Annotated in this window: 14 protein-coding genes; 2 read left to right on the top strand and 12 right to left on the bottom strand. The window is 72.4% G+C overall.

Annotated features, from left to right (window positions below):
* The 12 genes from F8R89_RS21685 to F8R89_RS21630 form a co-directional block, all read right to left on the bottom strand.
* Positions 1-1,950, bottom strand: a complete 1,950-nt coding sequence (locus F8R89_RS21685; RefSeq protein WP_151785493.1) for an ABC transporter permease — start codon at positions 1,948-1,950, stop codon at positions 1-3.
* Positions 1,950-3,053, bottom strand: a complete 1,104-nt coding sequence (locus tag F8R89_RS21680) for a quaternary amine ABC transporter ATP-binding protein (RefSeq protein WP_225994454.1) — start codon at positions 3,051-3,053, stop codon at positions 1,950-1,952. Before F8R89_RS21680 ends, F8R89_RS21685 begins: the two co-directional genes overlap by 1 nt.
* Positions 3,053-4,582, bottom strand: coding sequence for a GMC family oxidoreductase (locus tag F8R89_RS21675; RefSeq protein ID WP_151785492.1), 1,530 nt, complete (start codon positions 4,580-4,582; stop codon positions 3,053-3,055). Before F8R89_RS21675 ends, F8R89_RS21680 begins: the two co-directional genes overlap by 1 nt.
* Positions 4,583-4,656: 74 nt before the next feature.
* Positions 4,657-6,183, bottom strand: a complete 1,527-nt coding sequence (locus F8R89_RS21670) for an aldehyde dehydrogenase family protein (protein WP_151785491.1) — start codon at positions 6,181-6,183, stop codon at positions 4,657-4,659.
* Positions 6,184-6,414: 231 nt separating this feature from the next.
* Entirely contained in the window at positions 6,415-7,314 is a 900-nt protein-coding gene (locus F8R89_RS21665) for a hypothetical protein (protein WP_151785490.1), read from the bottom strand.
* A gap of 3 nt (positions 7,315-7,317) precedes the next feature.
* Complete coding sequence (locus F8R89_RS21660) at positions 7,318-7,701, bottom strand: hypothetical protein (protein ID WP_151785489.1); 384 nt, start codon at positions 7,699-7,701, stop codon at positions 7,318-7,320.
* 40 nt (positions 7,702-7,741) lie between these two features.
* The gene (locus F8R89_RS21655; protein WP_151785488.1) at positions 7,742-9,589 is read right to left on the bottom strand and encodes a hypothetical protein; all 1,848 of its coding nucleotides are present in this window, start codon (positions 9,587-9,589) and stop codon (positions 7,742-7,744) included.
* A gap of 226 nt (positions 9,590-9,815) precedes the next feature.
* Positions 9,816-10,805, bottom strand: a complete 990-nt coding sequence (locus F8R89_RS21650) for a malate dehydrogenase (protein ID WP_151785487.1) — start codon at positions 10,803-10,805, stop codon at positions 9,816-9,818.
* Between the two features lie 373 nt (positions 10,806-11,178).
* Entirely contained in the window at positions 11,179-12,372 is a 1,194-nt protein-coding gene (locus F8R89_RS21645) for a helix-turn-helix domain-containing protein (protein ID WP_151785486.1), read from the bottom strand.
* 463 nt (positions 12,373-12,835) lie between these two features.
* Complete coding sequence (locus F8R89_RS21640) at positions 12,836-13,342, bottom strand: helix-turn-helix domain-containing protein (protein ID WP_151785485.1); 507 nt, start codon at positions 13,340-13,342, stop codon at positions 12,836-12,838.
* Positions 13,343-13,548: 206 nt separating this feature from the next.
* Complete coding sequence (locus tag F8R89_RS21635; RefSeq protein WP_151785484.1) at positions 13,549-14,025, bottom strand: DUF3017 domain-containing protein; 477 nt, start codon at positions 14,023-14,025, stop codon at positions 13,549-13,551.
* On the bottom strand, positions 14,015-14,869 hold the full coding sequence (locus F8R89_RS21630; protein WP_151785483.1) for a bifunctional methylenetetrahydrofolate dehydrogenase/methenyltetrahydrofolate cyclohydrolase: 855 nt from the start codon (positions 14,867-14,869) through the stop codon (positions 14,015-14,017). Before F8R89_RS21630 ends, F8R89_RS21635 begins: the two co-directional genes overlap by 11 nt.
* 267 nt (positions 14,870-15,136) lie before the next feature.
* Here F8R89_RS21630 and F8R89_RS21625 point away from each other — a divergent pair, with 267 nt between their 5' ends.
* Both F8R89_RS21625 and F8R89_RS21620 read left to right on the top strand, forming a co-directional pair.
* Positions 15,137-15,784, top strand: a complete 648-nt coding sequence (locus F8R89_RS21625; protein ID WP_151785482.1) for a hypothetical protein — start codon at positions 15,137-15,139, stop codon at positions 15,782-15,784.
* Between the two features lie 258 nt (positions 15,785-16,042).
* The gene (locus F8R89_RS21620; RefSeq protein WP_151785481.1) at positions 16,043-17,017 is read left to right on the top strand and encodes a hypothetical protein; all 975 of its coding nucleotides are present in this window, start codon (positions 16,043-16,045) and stop codon (positions 17,015-17,017) included.
* The last annotated feature ends 151 nt before the right edge of the window (positions 17,018-17,168 follow it).

The raw sequence follows: 17,168 nt of genomic DNA, 5'->3' as shown, positions 1-17,168 counted from the left end.
TCAGGCTCCCTTCCTCGCGCGGCGTTCGGTCGGCTGGGTCACCCGGTCGAGCATCAGGCCGAGGCAGACGATCGCGGCGCCGGCCACCAGTCCGGTCGCCAGGTCGCCCTGCGCGAGGCCGAAGACGACGTCGTAGCCGAGCGCGCCTCCGCCGACCAGGCCGCCGATGATGACGACGGCGAGGACCAGGACGACGCCCTGGTTGACGGCGAGCAGCAGCGCGGAGCGGGCGAGCGGGAGCTGGACCTGGCGGAGCTGCTGGCCCGGGGTCGCGCCGAGCGAGCGCGCCGACTCCAGGGCGGCCGGGTCGACCTGGCGCAGGCCCTGCGTGGTGATGCGGACGACGGCGGGCAGCGCGTAGACGACGGCCGCGGCGACCGCGGGGGCGCGGCCCACGCCGAACAGGGCGACGACCGGGATGAGGTACACGAACTGCGGCATGGTCTGGAAGACGTCCAGGACGGGCCGCAGCAGGCGTTCGAGGCGGTCGCTGCGGGCGGCGGCGACCCCGGTCGCGAAGCCGATGACGAGGGTGACGGCGACGGCCGTGAGGACCTGGGAGAGCGTGTCGAGCGACGGCTTCCACACACCGAGCACGCCGATCGCGGCCATCGCGAGGACGGCGGTCAGCGCGGTCCGCCAGGTGCCGATCAGCCAGGCGAGCGCGGCGACGATCAGCAGGACCGCCCACCACGGCAGGCCCTGCAGGCCGGCGCGCACCGGGTCGAGGACCCAGGTGGTGAAGTGGCCGGCCCAGTCGGCGGTGCCGCCGACGACGGGCACCCCGGAGTAGAGGTGCGCGGTCATCCAGTCGACGGCGCGGTTGACGGGCTCGGCGATGTTCAGGACCCAGGCGTCGGGCCAGTCGAGCCGGCCGACGAGGCGTCCGGCGACGGCCACCGCGACCGTGCCGGCCAGGGCGACGAGCCACAGCCGCCGCCCGTGCGGGTGCGGTTCCTCGCCGAGCGCCTCCCCGGCGGCGCCGGTGACGCGGTCGAGGACGACGGCGAGCAGCACGATCGGGATGCCGGCGGCGAGCGCGGCACCGACGTCGACGGAGGCCAGCGCCTGGTAGACGCGGTCACCGAGGCCGCCCGCGCCGATGACGGAGGCGATGACGGCCATCGACAGCGCCATCATGATCGTCTGGTTGAGGCCGAGCAGGAGTTCCTTGCGGGCCAGCGGGATGCGGGCGGTCAGCAGGCGCTGCCGCGCGGTCGCGCCGAGCGACTCGACGGCCTCCAGGACCTCCTTGTCGGCGCCGCGCAGCCCGAGGGCGGTGAGCCGGGCCATCGGCGGGGCGGCGTAGACGACGGTGGCGAGGACGGCGGCGGGCACGCCGATGCCGAAGACCAGCACGACGGGCAGCAGGTACGCGAAGGCGGGCAGCACCTGCATGGTGTCCAGGACGGGGCGCAGGACCTTCTCCGCCCGGTCGGACAGGCCGGCGGCGAGCCCCAGCAGGGCGCCGACGACGACCGAGGCGAGGACGGCCACGACCATCAGGGCGAGGGTCTGCGTGGTCGGCACCCACATGCCGAGGAGCCCGCAGGCGAGGAACGCGGCGCCGGTCCCGGCGGCGAGCCGCCACCCGGCGACGCGCCAGGCGACAAGGGCCGCGGCGGCGGTGACACCGGCCCAGCCCGCGGCGAGCAGCACGAGGTAGACGCCGCGTACGGCGAGCACGACGGCGTTGCTGATGTGCCCGAAGAAGTAGAGGAACAGCGGGTGGCTGTCGCGGTTGTCGATGATCCAGGTGCTGGTGTCGGTCAGCGGCCCGGACACGTCGACGGTGAGCGCGGCCGGCCAGCTGCCGCTGGACCAGCGGGCGTGGGCCAGCGGCACCAGGATCGCGGCGCCGACGGCGAGCACCGCGAGCTTGCGGACGGCGGGGCGCGCGAGGAGGCCCGGCGCGGCGGGGCGCGGGGCGGCGGCGGTGACGGTCGCCATCAGACCGCCCCCTTGGGCTGCTCCGTTCCGGCCACGACGCCGAGAAGCCGTTCGTGGTCCACCACCCCCAGGCAGCGGCCGTCCTCGACGACCCGGGCCGCGGAGCCGGTGCGGGCCACGGCCTCGATCGCCTCGGACACCGTGGCGTCGGGCGCGAGGGCCGGTCCGCTGCCGGTCTCGTCGGCGGAGGCGGGACGCATGGCGGTGCGGACCGTCATGACCTGTTCGCGCGGGACGTCGCGGACGAACTCGCGGACGTAGTCGTCGGCAGGGGAGCCGACGATCTCCTCGGGGGTGCCGAGCTGGACGACCCGGCCGTCGCGCATGAGCGCGATGCGGTCACCGAGCTTCAGGGCCTCGCTGAGGTCGTGCGTGATGAAGACCATCGTGCGGCCCTCCTCGTGGTGCAGGCGGACGACCTCCTCCTGCATGTCCCGCCGGATCAGCGGGTCGAGCGCGCTGAACGGCTCGTCGAAGAGCAGCACCTCGGGGTCGACGGCGAGGGCGCGGGCGAGCCCGACGCGCTGGCGCTGACCGCCGGAGAGCTGGCCGGGGCGGCGGTGCTCCATGCCCTCCAGGCCGACCTTGGCCACGACCTCGGCGGCCCGCTCGCGGCGCGCGGCCTTGCCGAGGCCCTGGATCTCCAGCCCGTACGCCACGTTGTCGAGGACGGTGCGGTGCGGGAGCAGGCCGAAGTGCTGGAAGACCATAGCGGCGCGGTGCCGGCGCAGTTCGCGCAGCCGGCCGCGGTCCATGGCGCGGACGTCCTCGCCGTCGATGGCGATGGTGCCGGCGGTCGGCTCGATGAGCCGGGTCAGGCAGCGCACGAGCGTGGACTTGCCGGAGCCGGACAGGCCCATGACGACGAAGACCTCGCCCTTGCGGACGTCGAAGGAGACGTCCCGTACGGCCGCCGTGCAGCCGGTGCGTTCCCGCAGTTCGGCGGCCGGGAGCGCGGCCAGTTCCGGGTCGGCGGGGACCCGGTGCGCCTTGGGGCCGAAGACCTTCCACAGGCCTTCGACGGAGAACACCGGCTCGCCGGCCGGGGGTTTACGGGTCTCGGGTGTCTCGTTCCGAGGCGTCAGGGGAGCGGTGGTACTCATCACGCCTCACCTCCCATCAGGTCCGCCGCCTTCTCCCCGACCATGAGCACCCCGATCATCGGGTTCACGGCGGTCATGGTCGGGAAGACGGAGGCATCGGCTATTCGGATGCCTTCGAGGCCGCGGACCCGCAGTTCGGGGTCCACGACGGCCAGTTCGTCGTCGGCGGCGCCCATACGGCAGGTGCCGGCCGGGTGGTACACGGTGTGCGCGACCTTGCGCGCGTACTCGCTCAGCTCCTCGTCGCCGGTGATGTCCGGTCCGGGGCAGACCTCGCGCTTGAGCCAGTGCGCGAGGGGCTCCGACTTCGCGATCTCGCGGGCGATGCGGATGCCGTCGACGAGGGTGCGGGCGTCGTAGTCGTCCTCGTCGGTGAAGTACCGGAAGTCCAGCGCGGGCTTCACGGACGGGTCGGCACTGGTCAGGTACAGCCGGCCGCGGCTCTTGGGCTTGGGGATGTTCGGGGTCATCGAGACGCCGAACTCGGGCCGCTGGTAGCCCAGTCGCTCCGGGTTGTCCGTGAAGGGGATCTGGTAGAAGTGGAACATCAGGTCGGGGCCCTGGTGTTCGGGGTCGCGCCGCACGAAAAGGCCCGCGTCGGAGTCCATCGCGGAGTTGTCGGGGATGGGTCCGTTCGTCTCCCAGACGATCACGGACTCGGGGTGGTCGAGCAGGTTCTCGCCGACGCCGGGCAGGTCGTGGGCGACCGGGATGCCCAGCTTCGTCAGGTCCCGCTCCGGGCCGACGCCGGAGTGCAGCAGCAGCCGGGGGGTGTCGACGGCTCCGGCGCACAGGACGACCTCGCGGCGGGCCCGGATCAGCGTCTCCCGGCCGTCCTTGGCGCGCACGTGCACGCCCTCGGCGCGGGTGCCGTCCAGTTCCAGCTTGTACGCCCACGTCTCCAGCAGGATCGTGAGGTTCTCCCGCTCGTCCATCACGGGGTGCAGATACGCCACCGACGCCGAGGAGCGCTTGTTGTTCTCGGGGTGGTAGGCGAGGTCGAAGAAGCCGACGCCCTCGGTGAACGGCTTCTTGTTGAAGCCCTCGACGCGGGGCACGCCGAGCGTGTCCTGGGCCGCGTCGACGAAGTCGCGGGCGATGGCGTTCCGGTCCTTCTCGTCGACCGGGACGATGTTGTTCTTCAGCCGGGCGTAGTACGCCTCCATGGGCACCGCGCCCCAGCCCTCGGCGCCGGCCGCCTCCCACTCGTCCCAGTCGGACGGCAGCGGCTTGAAGGCGATGAGGGTGTTGTGCGAGGAGCAGCCGCCGAGGACGCGGGCCCGGCTGTGCCGGATGTGGCTGTTGCCGCGCGGCTGTTCGGTGGTCGGGTAGTCGTAGTCCAGTTCGCCGCCGAGCAGGCCCATCCAGCGGCGCAGGGTCAGGACGTCGTCCCGGCCGACGTCGCTGGGGCCGCCCTCGATGACGGCGACGGTGACGTCCGGGTTCTCGGTGAGCCGGGAGGCGATCACGGAACCCGCGGTGCCGCCTCCGACGACGACGTAGTCGTAGACAGGGGTGTTCTCGGACATGAGCGGGGTACTCCAGGGATCTCGCGAAGTCGTGAGCGGTGAGCGAAGTCGTGAGCGGTGGGGAGAGGGCGATGTCAGCCGGAGAACCAGCGGACCGGCCGCGGCGCCAGGTTCTGGTAGACGTGCTTGGCCTCCCGGTACTCGGCGAGCCCGGCGGGGCCGAGTTCGCGTCCCACACCGCTCTTGCCGAAGCCGCCCCACTCCGCCTGCGGGAGGTAGGGGTGGAAGTCGTTGATCCAGACGGTGCCGTGGCGCAGCCGTCCGGCGACCCGGCGGGCCCGGCCCGCGTCGGCGGTCCACACGGCGCCGGCGAGGCCGTACTCGGTGTCGTTGGCGAGGGCGACGGCCTCGTCCTCGGTGCGGAAGGTCTCGACGGTGAGGACCGGGCCGAAGACCTCCTCGCGGACGACGCGCATCTCGCGGTGGCAGTGGTCGAGGACGGTCGGCTCGTAGAACCAGCCGCTCGCCGGGCGGTCGGCGGACGGCTCGGGACGCCGGCCGCCGGAGCGCAGCACGGCGCCCTCCTTGAGCGCGGACTCGACGTACGCCTCGACCTTGTCGCGCTGCTGCTCGGAGACGAGCGGGCCGCACTCGACGCCGTCGGCTGTGCCGCGGCCGAGGCGGATCTTCTGCGCCCGGCGGGCGAGTTCGCCGACGAAGCGGTCCCGGACGGACTCCTCGACGATGAGGCGGGAACCGGCCGAGCAGACCTGGCCGCTGTGGATGAACGCGGCGTTGAGGGCCTGGTCGACGGCGGTGTCGAAGCCCTCGTCGGTGGCGCAGGCGTCGGCGAAGACCACGTTGGGGTTCTTGCCGCCGAGTTCGAGCGCGACCTTCTTGACGGTGGGTGCGGCGGCCCGCGCCACCTTGGTGCCGCTGGCCAGGCCGCCGGTGAAGGAGACGAGGTCGACGTCGGGGTGCTCGGAGAGCCGGGCGCCGACGGAGTGGCCGGGGCCGGTGACGATGTTGGCGACACCGGTGGGCAGGCCCGCCTCGACGAGCAGGTCGATCAGGGCGATCGTCGTCAGCGGGGTGATCTCGCTGGGCTTGACGACGAAGGTGTTCCCGGCGGCGAGCGCCGGGGCGATCTTCCAGCTGGCCTGGAGCAGCGGGTAGTTCCACGGCGTGATCAGCGCGCAGACGCCGACCGGCTCGTGCACGACGACGCTGTGGATGTCGGGGGAACCGGCGTCGACGACCCGGCCGGGGGCCTCGGCGGCGACCAGGTCGGCGAAGTAGCGGAAGGCGTCGGCGACGCAGTCGATGTCGACGCGCCCCTCCTCGACGGTCTTGCCGGCGTCGCGGCTCTCCAGCAGGCCGAGCTTGTCGCGGTCGCGCGTGAGGAGGTCGGCGACCCGGCGCAGCAGGGCCGCGCGGTCGGCGACCGGGGTTTGCGGCCAGGCGCCCTGACCGCCGTCGAAGGCGCGCCGGGCGGCCTCCACCGCGAGGTCGACGTCCTGTTCGTCACCCTCGGCGACCACGGCGAACGGCGCCGCGTCCGCGGGGTCGAGGATCTCGCGCGTCGCGCCGGAGACGGCGCCGCGCCATGCCCCTCCCACGTGGATGGTGCCGCGTGCCGTCAGTTCCGTACTGTCCGCCATGATCGGTGTTGCCTTCCGTTCCTGTCTCGAACCCATGCGTCACACAGGGGTCACTCACGGGACCGAGTGCACCTGCCCGCGCCCCTCGCTTACATGCGCGATCGGTGAACGAAAGTGCGCCGGGTCACTGAAGATCCGCCCATAACCGGACATAAACCCCGAGCGAAGTCGAGGTCGAGGGACCCGTCGCCGCGGGGAAGGTGAGAGGAACCGGGCCGCTCCGGCGGCGCCTCAGCTCGGGGTGAAGGCCTGCCTGGCGTTCCGCAGGGTCTCCTGTGTGGCGGGCCAGTCGTCCGTCGTGCCCCGGACGACCATGGCGTACAGACGGCCGTCGTCCGTCCGGAACACCCGGTCGACGGCCTTGACCCGCTCGCCGAGGTCCTTGCTGTCGTACTCGTAGACGAGCTCGCTCGCGTCGGTCTCGTCGGCGACGGGCCCGCGGCTGATCTCGGTGAAGCCCGGCTGTCCGGAGAGGCTGTCGTCGGCGACGTCCAGGGCCTCGGCGGGGGTGAAGCCCGGCTCGATCACCTCGAAGATCTGCAGCAGGCCGCTCTTGTCGGGCGCGGTGTAGAAGACGACGGCGCCGCCGTCGCGCTCGCTGCGGCTCCAGTCCTCGGGGACCACAGTGGTGAAGCCCGAGGGGTCCTCGACCAGGCGGTGACCGGCCGGTACGTCGGGTGACTCGGACGCCGCGCCGTAGGTCGGCTCGTCCACGCCGGTCGTGGGGTCCGAGGGTGGTGTCCGGCTGTCCACCGAGGTGGCGGCCGTGCTCGACGGCGGGCCGCCCGCCTTGTCGTCGCCGTCGTCCCCCGGGCCGCGGACCGCGAGCCAGGCCGCCAGCGCCGAACCGGCGACCGCCGCCACGACCGCGACGACGATCACTTGACCGCGCCGGCCGCCCGGCGCCCCCGGCGGTGAGGGGGGCGGCTGCGGCCACTCGGGCGGAGCCGGCGGCGGCCACTCCCCCGGCGCCCCGCCGCCGGAGCCGTCCGCTCCGGCGGCCGTCCCGGGGTGCGCCACGGGACCCTCGGGCGGCGGAGGCGGGGCGCGGTGACCGTCCGCCGCGCCCACCGGCTCCCAGGACTGGGTCTCCTTGTTCCACCGGACCTCGCCGGCGCCCCCGCCCGCCATCGTTCAGCTCCCGATGAGTTCGGCCACGGCCGTGCCGAGGGCCGTCGCGGACGTGATCGCGCCGAGGACGCCGCCCGCCGCGTCGAGGGCCGTCCGGAGCCGGGTGAGGACGCCCGGCTGGGCCTCGCCGGTGGTGGTCACCTGCCGCTCGGTCTCCTCCAGGCTCGTGGAGAGTTCCGCCGTCTCCGGCGTCACCGGGTATCGCTTCAGGTCCTCGCCGAGCTCACGGACGGCCTGGAGCAGCACCTGGTACGACTCGTCGGCCGGAGCCGACGTCGACGTGTAGCTGGCGCTGGCTCCCGCGCCGACCGCGATGCCGTTGCCGGTCACGGACCCCCCGACGTACGTGCCGGAGCCCTGGGCGTCGCCCGCCGGTGGCTGGTTCATGTCGTCCTCCCGTCGTCCGATGCCGCTTCGGCATCCGTTGCTACTGCGAGGCGCCGCCGGACCGTGCCGGGGAGGTCCCGGACGGTGTGCCCGGCGCCACGGTGGCCTTGCTGTCCTTGCCGATGGCGATCCCGTTGCCCTGGACGGAGCCGGCGACGAAGGTCCCGCTGTTGTTGAACACGTTGGTGACCTTCTGCTCGAACTCCGCGATGTCGTACCCGGCGTTCCACAGCGCCTGGCGGACCCCGCCCGCGATCCGGTCCTGGATCGACTTCAGATAGCGGGCGACGTCCATCTCCTGGAAGAGGGTCGCCCGGTCGTCCGCGCCCAGTTCCCGTACGGAGGCACCCGGCCCGTCCGGCAGCGTGTCCGCGTGGACTCCGGTGAGCCGGCGCCACTGCTGGGCGACGGCGCGGACCAGGATGCGCAGGGCGTCGCCGGTGGCGGCCGGGACGCGCAGCAGCGCGACGAGGTAGCGGCCGGCACCGCGCCGGTGCAGATGCTCGTGGGCCATCCTGTCGGCGGACGCGAACAGCGGGTTGACCGGCGGCAGTACGTGCGGCGCGACCTCCAGCATCAGCATCCCGCCCTGGGTGTGGACGCGGACGAACACGGTGACGACGATCTCCTCGTCCCAGCCGCCGACCCGGACGCGCAGGAAGTGCCGCCGCTGCTCGCCGCCCTCCTCGACGGCGTCGGCGCGGTGCATCGCGTACGCCTCCGGCGTGAACGGGAAGGCCATCCGCCCCGGCAGCCCTTCCGCGGGCAGGAACACGCACTCGTCCACGACGAGTTCCCGCAGTCGGTCGAGCACGGCGTCGGCCGCCTCCGGCGAGGTGCGGGGCGACGGCTCGCGCAGCTCCTCCAGCAGCGGCCTGATCTTCTTCAGGACCGTGTCGTTGTCGATCGGCTCCGCGCGCGTGGGCGTCGCCGCGGGCTTGGTGAGGGCGTCACCCGCCTCGCGGGGGCGCAGCTCGATCGAGAGGGACCACGGTTCGAACGGCACGCCCGCGCCGCGGAACGGATCGGACTTCGCGTAGAGGATCAGGGGCGCGTGCTGCTCCTGGCGGATGCGGCGGCTCAGTTCCCGGAACCGCGGCGCGGTCGCGGCCTCGGCCGGGTCGCCGGCGACGTCCGGGAAGCGCTGCTTGGACAGCTCGCCCGCGATGGTGCGCGCGAACTGACCGCGCTGCCCCACGCTGAGCAGGGCGACCAGCAGCGGCAGGGCCAGCAGGCACCCGGCGGTGAAGCGGTTGAGGTCCGCGACGTCGCCCGACAGCAGGTCGAAGAGGGGGCCCAGGGCGTCGGTGTCCGACGGCTCGAGGAAGCCGGCGCCGGAATCGGTGAACGAGCCGGAGGAGGCGTACCCGCGGGACGTGTCCTCCTCCTGACCGGCGATCAGCACCCGGAGGAGGACGACGTACGCGCCGAACAGCGTGATCCGCCCGTACCAGCGCAGGGTGAACGCCGCCAGGCGGCGGACCAGGGCGTACTGCTGGGGGAACTGCGTGTCGATGGTGCGGCTGCCGCCGAGCCCGCGGCCCAGCGCGATCAGGAGGATCGGGAAGATCACCATGAGGATCAGCCACTTGGTGAGGACCGCGGTGATCACCCACAGGCCGGTCATGGCGGCCGCCCAGGCCACCTCCTGCCGGTGGGCACGCAGGGCGTGGGCGAGGACCCGGGCCGCGTCGAAACCGTAGGAGGGAGCGGCGAACCGCTCGCGGTGCACATACAGCTCGTCGATCACCGCGTCCCGGTAGCCGACGTGCAGATACGTCCCCGCGCACAGCAGCCGGCAGGCGTCGCTGCGGGCCGGATCGACCGGACGGCGTTCCCCGGTTCTCGGCTCCGGCGCCCGCTGGGGCGGGAGCTGCGGCTGGGTCATGGATCGTCCCCCCGACGCGAAACCAGTCGTTGCGGTCTGTGATGCCCTGGCCATGGATCAACTGCGGTATGGCGCAAGGGAGTTGACCAGGCCAAGGCCGACCAGCATAGGACACTGCTGTGACACCAGTCACCTGAAGCCGACACCGGTGCCTCACACACGACACCGGTCCCCGGGCGGCCGCTGCCGCCCGGGGACCGGTGGTGGTGCGTGGGGGTCGTACCCGTCAGATGAGGCCGAGGGCGCGGACCGCCTCGCGCTCCTCCTCGAGCTCCTTGACGGAGGCGTCGATACGGGCGCGGGAGAACTCGTTGATCTCCAGGCCCTGGACGATCTCGTACGCGCCGTCCTTCACGGTGACCGGGAAGGAGGAGATGAGGCCCTCGGGGACGCCGTAGGAGCCGTCCGACGGGATGCCCATGGAGACCCAGTCGCCCTCGTCCGTGCCGTTGACCCAGGAGTACACGTGGTCGATGGCGGCGTTGGCGGCGGAGGCGGCCGACGAGGCACCGCGGGCCTCGATGATCGCGGCACCGCGCTTGGCGACGGTCGGGATGAAGTCCTCGGCCAGCCACTTCTCGTCGTTGACGACCTCGGCGGCGTTCTTGCCGGCGATGGTGGCGTGGAAGATGTCCGGGTACTGGGTGGCGGAGTGGTTGCCCCAGATGGTGAGCCGCTTGATGTCGGCGACCGTCGAGCCCGTCTTCTTCGCGAGCTGGGTCAGCGCGCGGTTGTGGTCCAGGCGGGTCATCGCGGTGAAGCGCTCGGCCGGGACGTCCGGGGCGGCGGCCTGCGCGATGAGCGCGTTGGTGTTCGCCGGGTTGCCCACGACCAGGATCTTGACGTCGTCCGCGGCGTGGTCGTTGATGGCCTTGCCCTGCGGCTTGAAGATGCCGCCGTTGGCCTCCAGGAGGTCACCGCGCTCCATGCCCTTGGTGCGGGGGCGGGCGCCCACGAGCAGACCGACGTTGGCGCCGTCGAAGGCGACGTTCGGGTCGTCGGTGATGTCGATGCCCTGGAGCAGCGGGAACGCGCAGTCGTCGAGCTCCATCGCGGTGCCCTCGGCGGCCTTGAGCGCCGGGGTGATCTCCAGCAGGCGCAGCTTGACCGGCACGTCGGCGCCGAGCAGCTGGCCGGAGGCGATGCGGAAGAGCAGGGCGTAACCGATCTGGCCGGCCGCGCCGGTGACGGTGACGTTCACGGGAGTGCGGGTCATGGCGTTCTCCGTAGGACAGCTGTCGGTGGGTCGTCCCCGCCCCGGGGTGCGGGACGTCAGGATGATCGATCTCTTGGCGTCGAGAGATCCACCGGTCAGGCTATCGCGCATCCGGGAGCGCGCACGGCCGGGTCCCTGTGGCCCGGCCCACAGCGTCACCGGGATGGCGTGGAAGTGCCGCAGGGCGGGGAGAAGGGAGGCGGCCACCGGTCCGGGAGAGCGGGACCTGGCGGCCGCCGGGTGGGGGTACCGATGCCGGACTCCCGTGGGGGTACCGGTTCGCGTGCCCAGGAATCGGGCCCGCATTCCTGCCCCGCCGGATTTCTTCACGGGCCCTGGTGGGGCCGGGAAGCCGGCGGGGCCGGGTGCCCCGCTACTTCGTGCAGCCGTCCTGTCCGGCGGGCAGGGTCACACAGGCGACGGCCTCGCCCGCGTCCTTCACGGCCACCATCGGCGTGTAGGCGATCGTGTCGCCGGTCGCCGTGATCGAGCCGGTCTCCTTGGCCTTGCCGACCTCGACCGAGACCTCGGCGCCCTGCGACGCCTGGGTGACCCGGCCCCACGCGGCACCGCACGTCTCGCTGTAGCGCACCTCGACGACGGCCGTGCCGACCGTCGCGGTCTTGGCGGTGGTCACCAGGTCGCCGCTGCACCCCATCGCCTCGGCGTCCTTGCCGGTGCAGGAGTCACCGCTGCACTTCACCCCGGCCGGCAGGTCCTGGTCGGTGGTGGCGCTCGGCGAGGGCGTCCGGGCGGCCTCGTCGTCCTTCGTCCCGCTGCCGCTGGAGGTGAGGTAGAAGGCCAGGCCGATGACGACCAGCACACCGACGACGCCCGCGAGGAACATCGTCACCCGCCGCTTGCCCGCGCCGGCGGCCGCGGGGGCCCGGCGGTCGGCCCGGGGTCCCTGCGGCGGCTCGCCGAACTCCCCCGGGGCGCCGGGCGGGTACGGGGACGCGCCGGGTGCCGCCGGGGCACGTCCGGCGCCGGTCGGCGCGGGGCCCCGATAGCCCGCCACGCCCCAGGAGTTGCCGCCGGAGGACTCGGCGTCCCGCGACGGGCCCGGACGGCCCGAGGAGTCCGGTACGTCGGGGGCGGACGGCTGGACCGGCACCGTTGGGGACACACCGGCCGGACCGGCCACACCGGGGGTCGCCGTGGCGCTCCCGCCCCGGCGGGCGGCCCTGCCCGTCTTCGTGGCGCCCTTGGCGCCTGCCGGCGGCGGGCCGAACTCGCTCAGCGCCGCGCGGGCCTGGGAGATCCGGATGGCCTCCATGGTCATGTCGTGGCGCATCTCCGAACGGCTCCAGGCACGCTCGGCCAGCTCCCACATCGTCGTCAGGTGCACCGGGTTGGTCCCGGTGACCTCGGCGAGCGCCACGATCGCGCCCTTGGGCGCGAGCAGCCGCCCGTTCAGATACCGCTCCCAGGACGTCTTGCTGTAGCCGGTGCGGTCGGCGAGCGCGGCGATGCTCAGACCACTGCGGTCCACGAGCCTGCGCAACTGGCTCGCGAACTCTCTGACCTGCGGATCCATCTCATCCGGCAAGTCCTTCCAACGAGGCATGCTCCCCCCTCTTCCCCCGGTTGGTGCTGGTGTTACTCGCGATTCCCCCGCGCGTGGTGCCCTCCGCCGAGTCCCCGGTGTGGCTACCCACAGGGATGCGCCCACTAAGGATCTCAGTTCCCGGGGTGGGGGCGCACGGGAGCATCGGGACCGTGGCATGCACCGTCGCACGCCCGTCTGGTCGCGTCCAGTGTTCCACCGGCTTCCCCGGCCAGCCCACGCAACCCTGGTAGTAAGCCCTTGCCGCCCCCCGACGGTCCCTCGGGATGCCCCGGACCGTCCCAGGGGAACACGCTAGCCCGCCCGTCGAACGACTTCCTCGTACATGCGCGATTTTGTCAACACATCGACACACGGACCGCACATGAACGATCACTCGGGTCGCACGCGGCGTTTTCGGACACACCCGCGAGCGCTCACCCCGGCGGGCACGGGAGCACGCGGAGGCCCCCCGGTGTCCGGCTCAGCCGAACGCGAGGGCGCCGATCAGCGCGGCCAGGGCCAGGAGGGCGGCGAGCACCACGGCCGCCGTCAGCAGCCGCCGCGACGGGGACGGACGGGCCGGCAGGGGCGCGTCCCACCAGGGGAGGGTCGGGTCGTCCTCGTAGCCGTCGCCGGGATCTTGCCCGGTGGCGGCGGGCGCCTCCTGGAGCGGAGGCCCGGCGTCCTCCTGCTTCCCCGGGGGCGCCGGCTGCTTCGGCCACACCTTGACCGCCAGCTCCCAGCGCACCCCGAAGCGCTCGGCCTCCTCCGCCCCGGTGCCGGCGACCCGGCACAGCGCGACGACGGCCTGCCGGGGCGGCGGCTGCGTGGCGTTGAGATAGCGCTGCCAGGAGGACTTGCTGTACGCGGTGCGCGCGCCCAGCGCGACCAGGCTGAGGCCCGTGCGGTCCTTGAGCAGCCGTAACTGCTCCACGAAGTGCCGCACCTCGGGCGGCAGACCCTCGGGCAGCGGCTGCCACGCACCCATCGCTCACCTCCGAACGGACTCGTTCGGGTGACGACACGACGGCGTTCCTTGGTTCCCGGTGCGCGGGGCGTAGCGGAACGGTCACTTCCGTGCCACAGCGCGCGGACAGGCGTTGAACAGCGACTCCGCCGTGCCCGAGGGTTGACATACGACGACGGCCCGTCCCTCTTCGGGGGAGGGGACGGGCCGCCGTCGTACGCGAGGTCTCAGTTGTCGACCGTGAAGTGCAACGCGTCCTTGAAGAACGGGACCGTCAGCAGTGGCTTCGGCTGGGCCATCAGCGCCAGCAGCACGATCGCGAGCCCCAGCACGCCGTACGTCACCATGTCGGTGAAGCGGGAGCGCACGGCGAGCATGCCGACGCTCGGCAGGACCCAGCGCAGCACCGCGCCGACCAGCAGCGCGCTTCCGATGAGCAGCGTGCCGGCCCGGAACACGTCGAGCGCGGTGATGAGCAGGCCCACGGCGACCAGTCCGCAGACGAGCAGGATCGGCCACTGCCGGGCGGGGGCCGGCGCGTCACCGGGCGCCGCCCGGCCGCCGCCCTCCGGGCGGGCCGTGTCCCGGGTGAACAAGGGGAAGCGCCGGGTGGTCCGCCGGGGCGTGCCGTCCGCGTCCGGCGCGCTGATCGGATCCCGGACCTCGATGTCGTCCGCGCCGTCGGCGCCCTGCTCAGCCGGCACTGCGCTCCGCCGCCTCCACCACGTTGACCAGCAGCTGCGCCCGGGTCATCGGGCCCACACCGCCGGGGTTCGGGGAGATCCAGCCGGCCACCTCGGCGACTCCGGGGTGGACGTCGCCCACGATCTTGCCCTCGGCGCTGCGCGAGACGCCGACGTCGAGGACGGCCGCGCCGGGCTTGACGTCCTCGGGGCGGATCAGGTGGGCGGAGCCCGCGGCGGCGACGATGATGTCCGCGCGCTTGAGGTGCGACGACAGGTCCCGCGTCCCGGTGTGGCACTGGGTGACGGTCGCGTTCTCGCTACGGCGGGTCAGCAGCAGCGGCATCGGGCGGCCGATGGTGACACCGCGGCCGACGACCACGACCTCGGCGCCCTTGATCTCCACGCCGTAGCGGCGGAGCAGGGTGAGGACGCCGTTGGGGGTGCAGGGCAGCGGGGCGGGCTCGTTGAGGACGAGACGGCCCAGGTTCATCGGGTGCAGGCCGTCGGCGTCCTTGTCCGGGTCCATCAGCTCCAGGATGCGGTTCTCGTCGATGCCCTTGGGCAGCGGGAGCTGCACGATGTAGCCGGTGCAGGCCGGGTCCTCGTTGAGCTCGCGGACGACCGCCTCGATCTCCTCCTGCGAGGCGGTGGCGGGCAGTTCACGCTGGATGGAGGCGATGCCGACCTGCGCGCAGTCGCGGTGCTTGCCGGCGACGTACTTCTGGCTGCCGGGGTCGTCCCCGACGAGGATGGTGCCGAGGCCGGGCGTGACGCCCTTCTCCTTCAGCGCCGCCACGCGGGCGGTCAGGTCGGACTTGATCGCGGCTGCGGTGGCCTTGCCATCGAGAATCTGGGCGGTCATGCCCCCCATCCTCCTTGATGACGCCCCCAGTCTTCCAATCCGGGTCCCGCGCGGGGCCTCCGGCGCATCTCCGGGCGTATGCGTCCATGATCAGCGATGTTGCACTTGCACAACACATAGGGAATGCGGCTGGACAAGTAAGAGTCGTCTAAAGAACGATGTGACTGCAGTGCCGCGGGCAGTACCGGGGGGACGAACCGCATCAGTCACATCTCCTCCGCACCGTGCCGCGCGTCCCCGCACTCGGACAACGGAGGAAAGACCGCCATGAGTTTCGGCGACCCGAACAACCCTTACGGCCCGCCGCCGCAGCAGCCGCCCGCCACTCCCGGTTACGGCTACCCGCAGCAGGCGCCGCCCGGAGTCCCGCCCCAGCAGGGCTACGGCTATCCGCAGCAGCCGGCATACCCTGGCTACCCGGGTGGCAATCAGATGGTGCCCCAGTCGATGCCCGGCCTGCTCGTCACCGCGCGCGTCTTCCTGTTCATCATCTCGGCCGTCCAGATCCTCGCCGGTCTCGCCTGGCTCTACGTCGCGGCCATCGCCAACGACGTCTCCGACGCCGCGGACGAGCTGAGCTCGTCTTCCGACGACCCGTTCAGCGCGATCAGCGACGGCGGCGACATCGCCACCGGCGCCCTTCTGTTCATCGCGCTCATCGCCCTCGGTCTCGCGGCGCTGTCCATCACCCTCGGCGTCAAGTTCAGCAAGGGCGGCCAGGGCATCAGGATCACCACGGTGATCTACGGGGCGCTGGGCACGATCCTCGGCCTCATCTTCCTGTTCGTCGGCATCGACTCGGGCATGGCGACGGCCGTCATCTTCCCGCTGCTCTGGGTCGTCTTCGGCGCCATCATCACGGCGGCGCCGGTGGTGCGCAGCGGTACGGAGTGGTTCGGCCGGCCGCGGTACTAGGCCGCCCCGCGATCACGCACACCCGACTGGCCTGGGGCCCCTTCGTTCGAGGGGCCCCAGGCCAGTCGGCCTTGCGGTGACCTAAGGCCACGACTCCCCGCACGCACCCTGTCACTTGCCGTATTGCCTTGGCCAATGATTGACTCGGGTCTGCCGCGCAGTCGACCAGCGCGCGGCCGACGGCTCTGACCAGGCCGTCGACGCTTTTCTTCGGGGGCGGGCGCGCACGACCCTCCCCCGTAAAACGGGAGACCACACTTGAATACGTTCACGCCGCGCACTTTCCGCACGGGCGTTCTGGCCGGCACATCCGTTCTCACGGCTGCCGCCCTGCTGGCCACGGCATCCCCGGCCCTGGCCGATCCGACGGGCACCGAGGTGGCCAGGGCCGCCTCCCTGGTGGAACGGGCCACCGGGACGCAGGACTTGGCCCCGTCGACCGCAGCCACCGGCAGTGCGGCCCGAGCCGTCACCGCGACGGACGCGGGCTCGGTGACGGTGACAGCACCGGGCGACTCCCGCGGCTACGTGGAGGCCACCACAGGCACCGGCGCCCGGTTCCGGATCCACCTGCCGCAGACGAAGAAGGTCGACGGCGTCAGGACCGGAGCGGGCACGATCGTCTATCAGGACGCCGCCAAGTCCGCAGATCTGGCGGTGCAGCCGACCGACGACGGCGGCGCACGCGCACTTGTCACGCTGAAGGACAGCACCGCATCCGACGAGTACCGTTTCGACCTCGATCTCCCGTCCGGCTCTTCGCTCACGCCTGACGGCGATGGCGGTTACCTGATCACCAGGTCCGGGGACCGAGGCACGACCGTGCTGGGTTCCGTGGACGCACCGTGGGCGAAGGACGCCGACGGACGTCCCGTGCCGACCACCTACCGCCTGGAAGGCGGCACGCTCGTCCAGACGGTGAAGACCAGCGCCGACACCGCTTTCCCCGTGGTCGCCGACCCCAAGGTCAGCTTCGGGTGGAACATCTACATCAAGTTCACAAAGGGCGAGGTCAAGGCACTGAACAACAAGGTGCAGTACGCGGACACCTCGACGGCGGCGTGTGCTCTGCTCGTCAACCCGGTGGCCGCGGTCGGGTGTGCGGGCCTGTCCCTGACGGTGATCAAGAAGATCCAGCGCGTCTGGCAGTACGCCAAGGATCACAAGCGCTGTGTGGAACTCTCCCTCACCTACGCGGGTCTCTTCGCCGATGTGAAGCACTACAAGTGCTGACCTGTCGGCGTGACGTGAACGAGCCGTAGGCACCAGCAGTCGAGGGCCGAGCCGCACCGCCAGCCGGGCGGTGCGGCCCGGCCCTCGGCCGTTCCCGTCCGGTCTCCGGGCCCCGGCGTCACCGCCCGGCAATGAACACCCGTTCAACACT

The organism is Streptomyces sp. SS1-1, from assembly GCF_008973465.1.
Taxonomy (GTDB): domain Bacteria; phylum Actinomycetota; class Actinomycetes; order Streptomycetales; family Streptomycetaceae; genus Streptomyces.
This window is presented reverse-complemented; position numbering and strand designations above follow the sequence as displayed.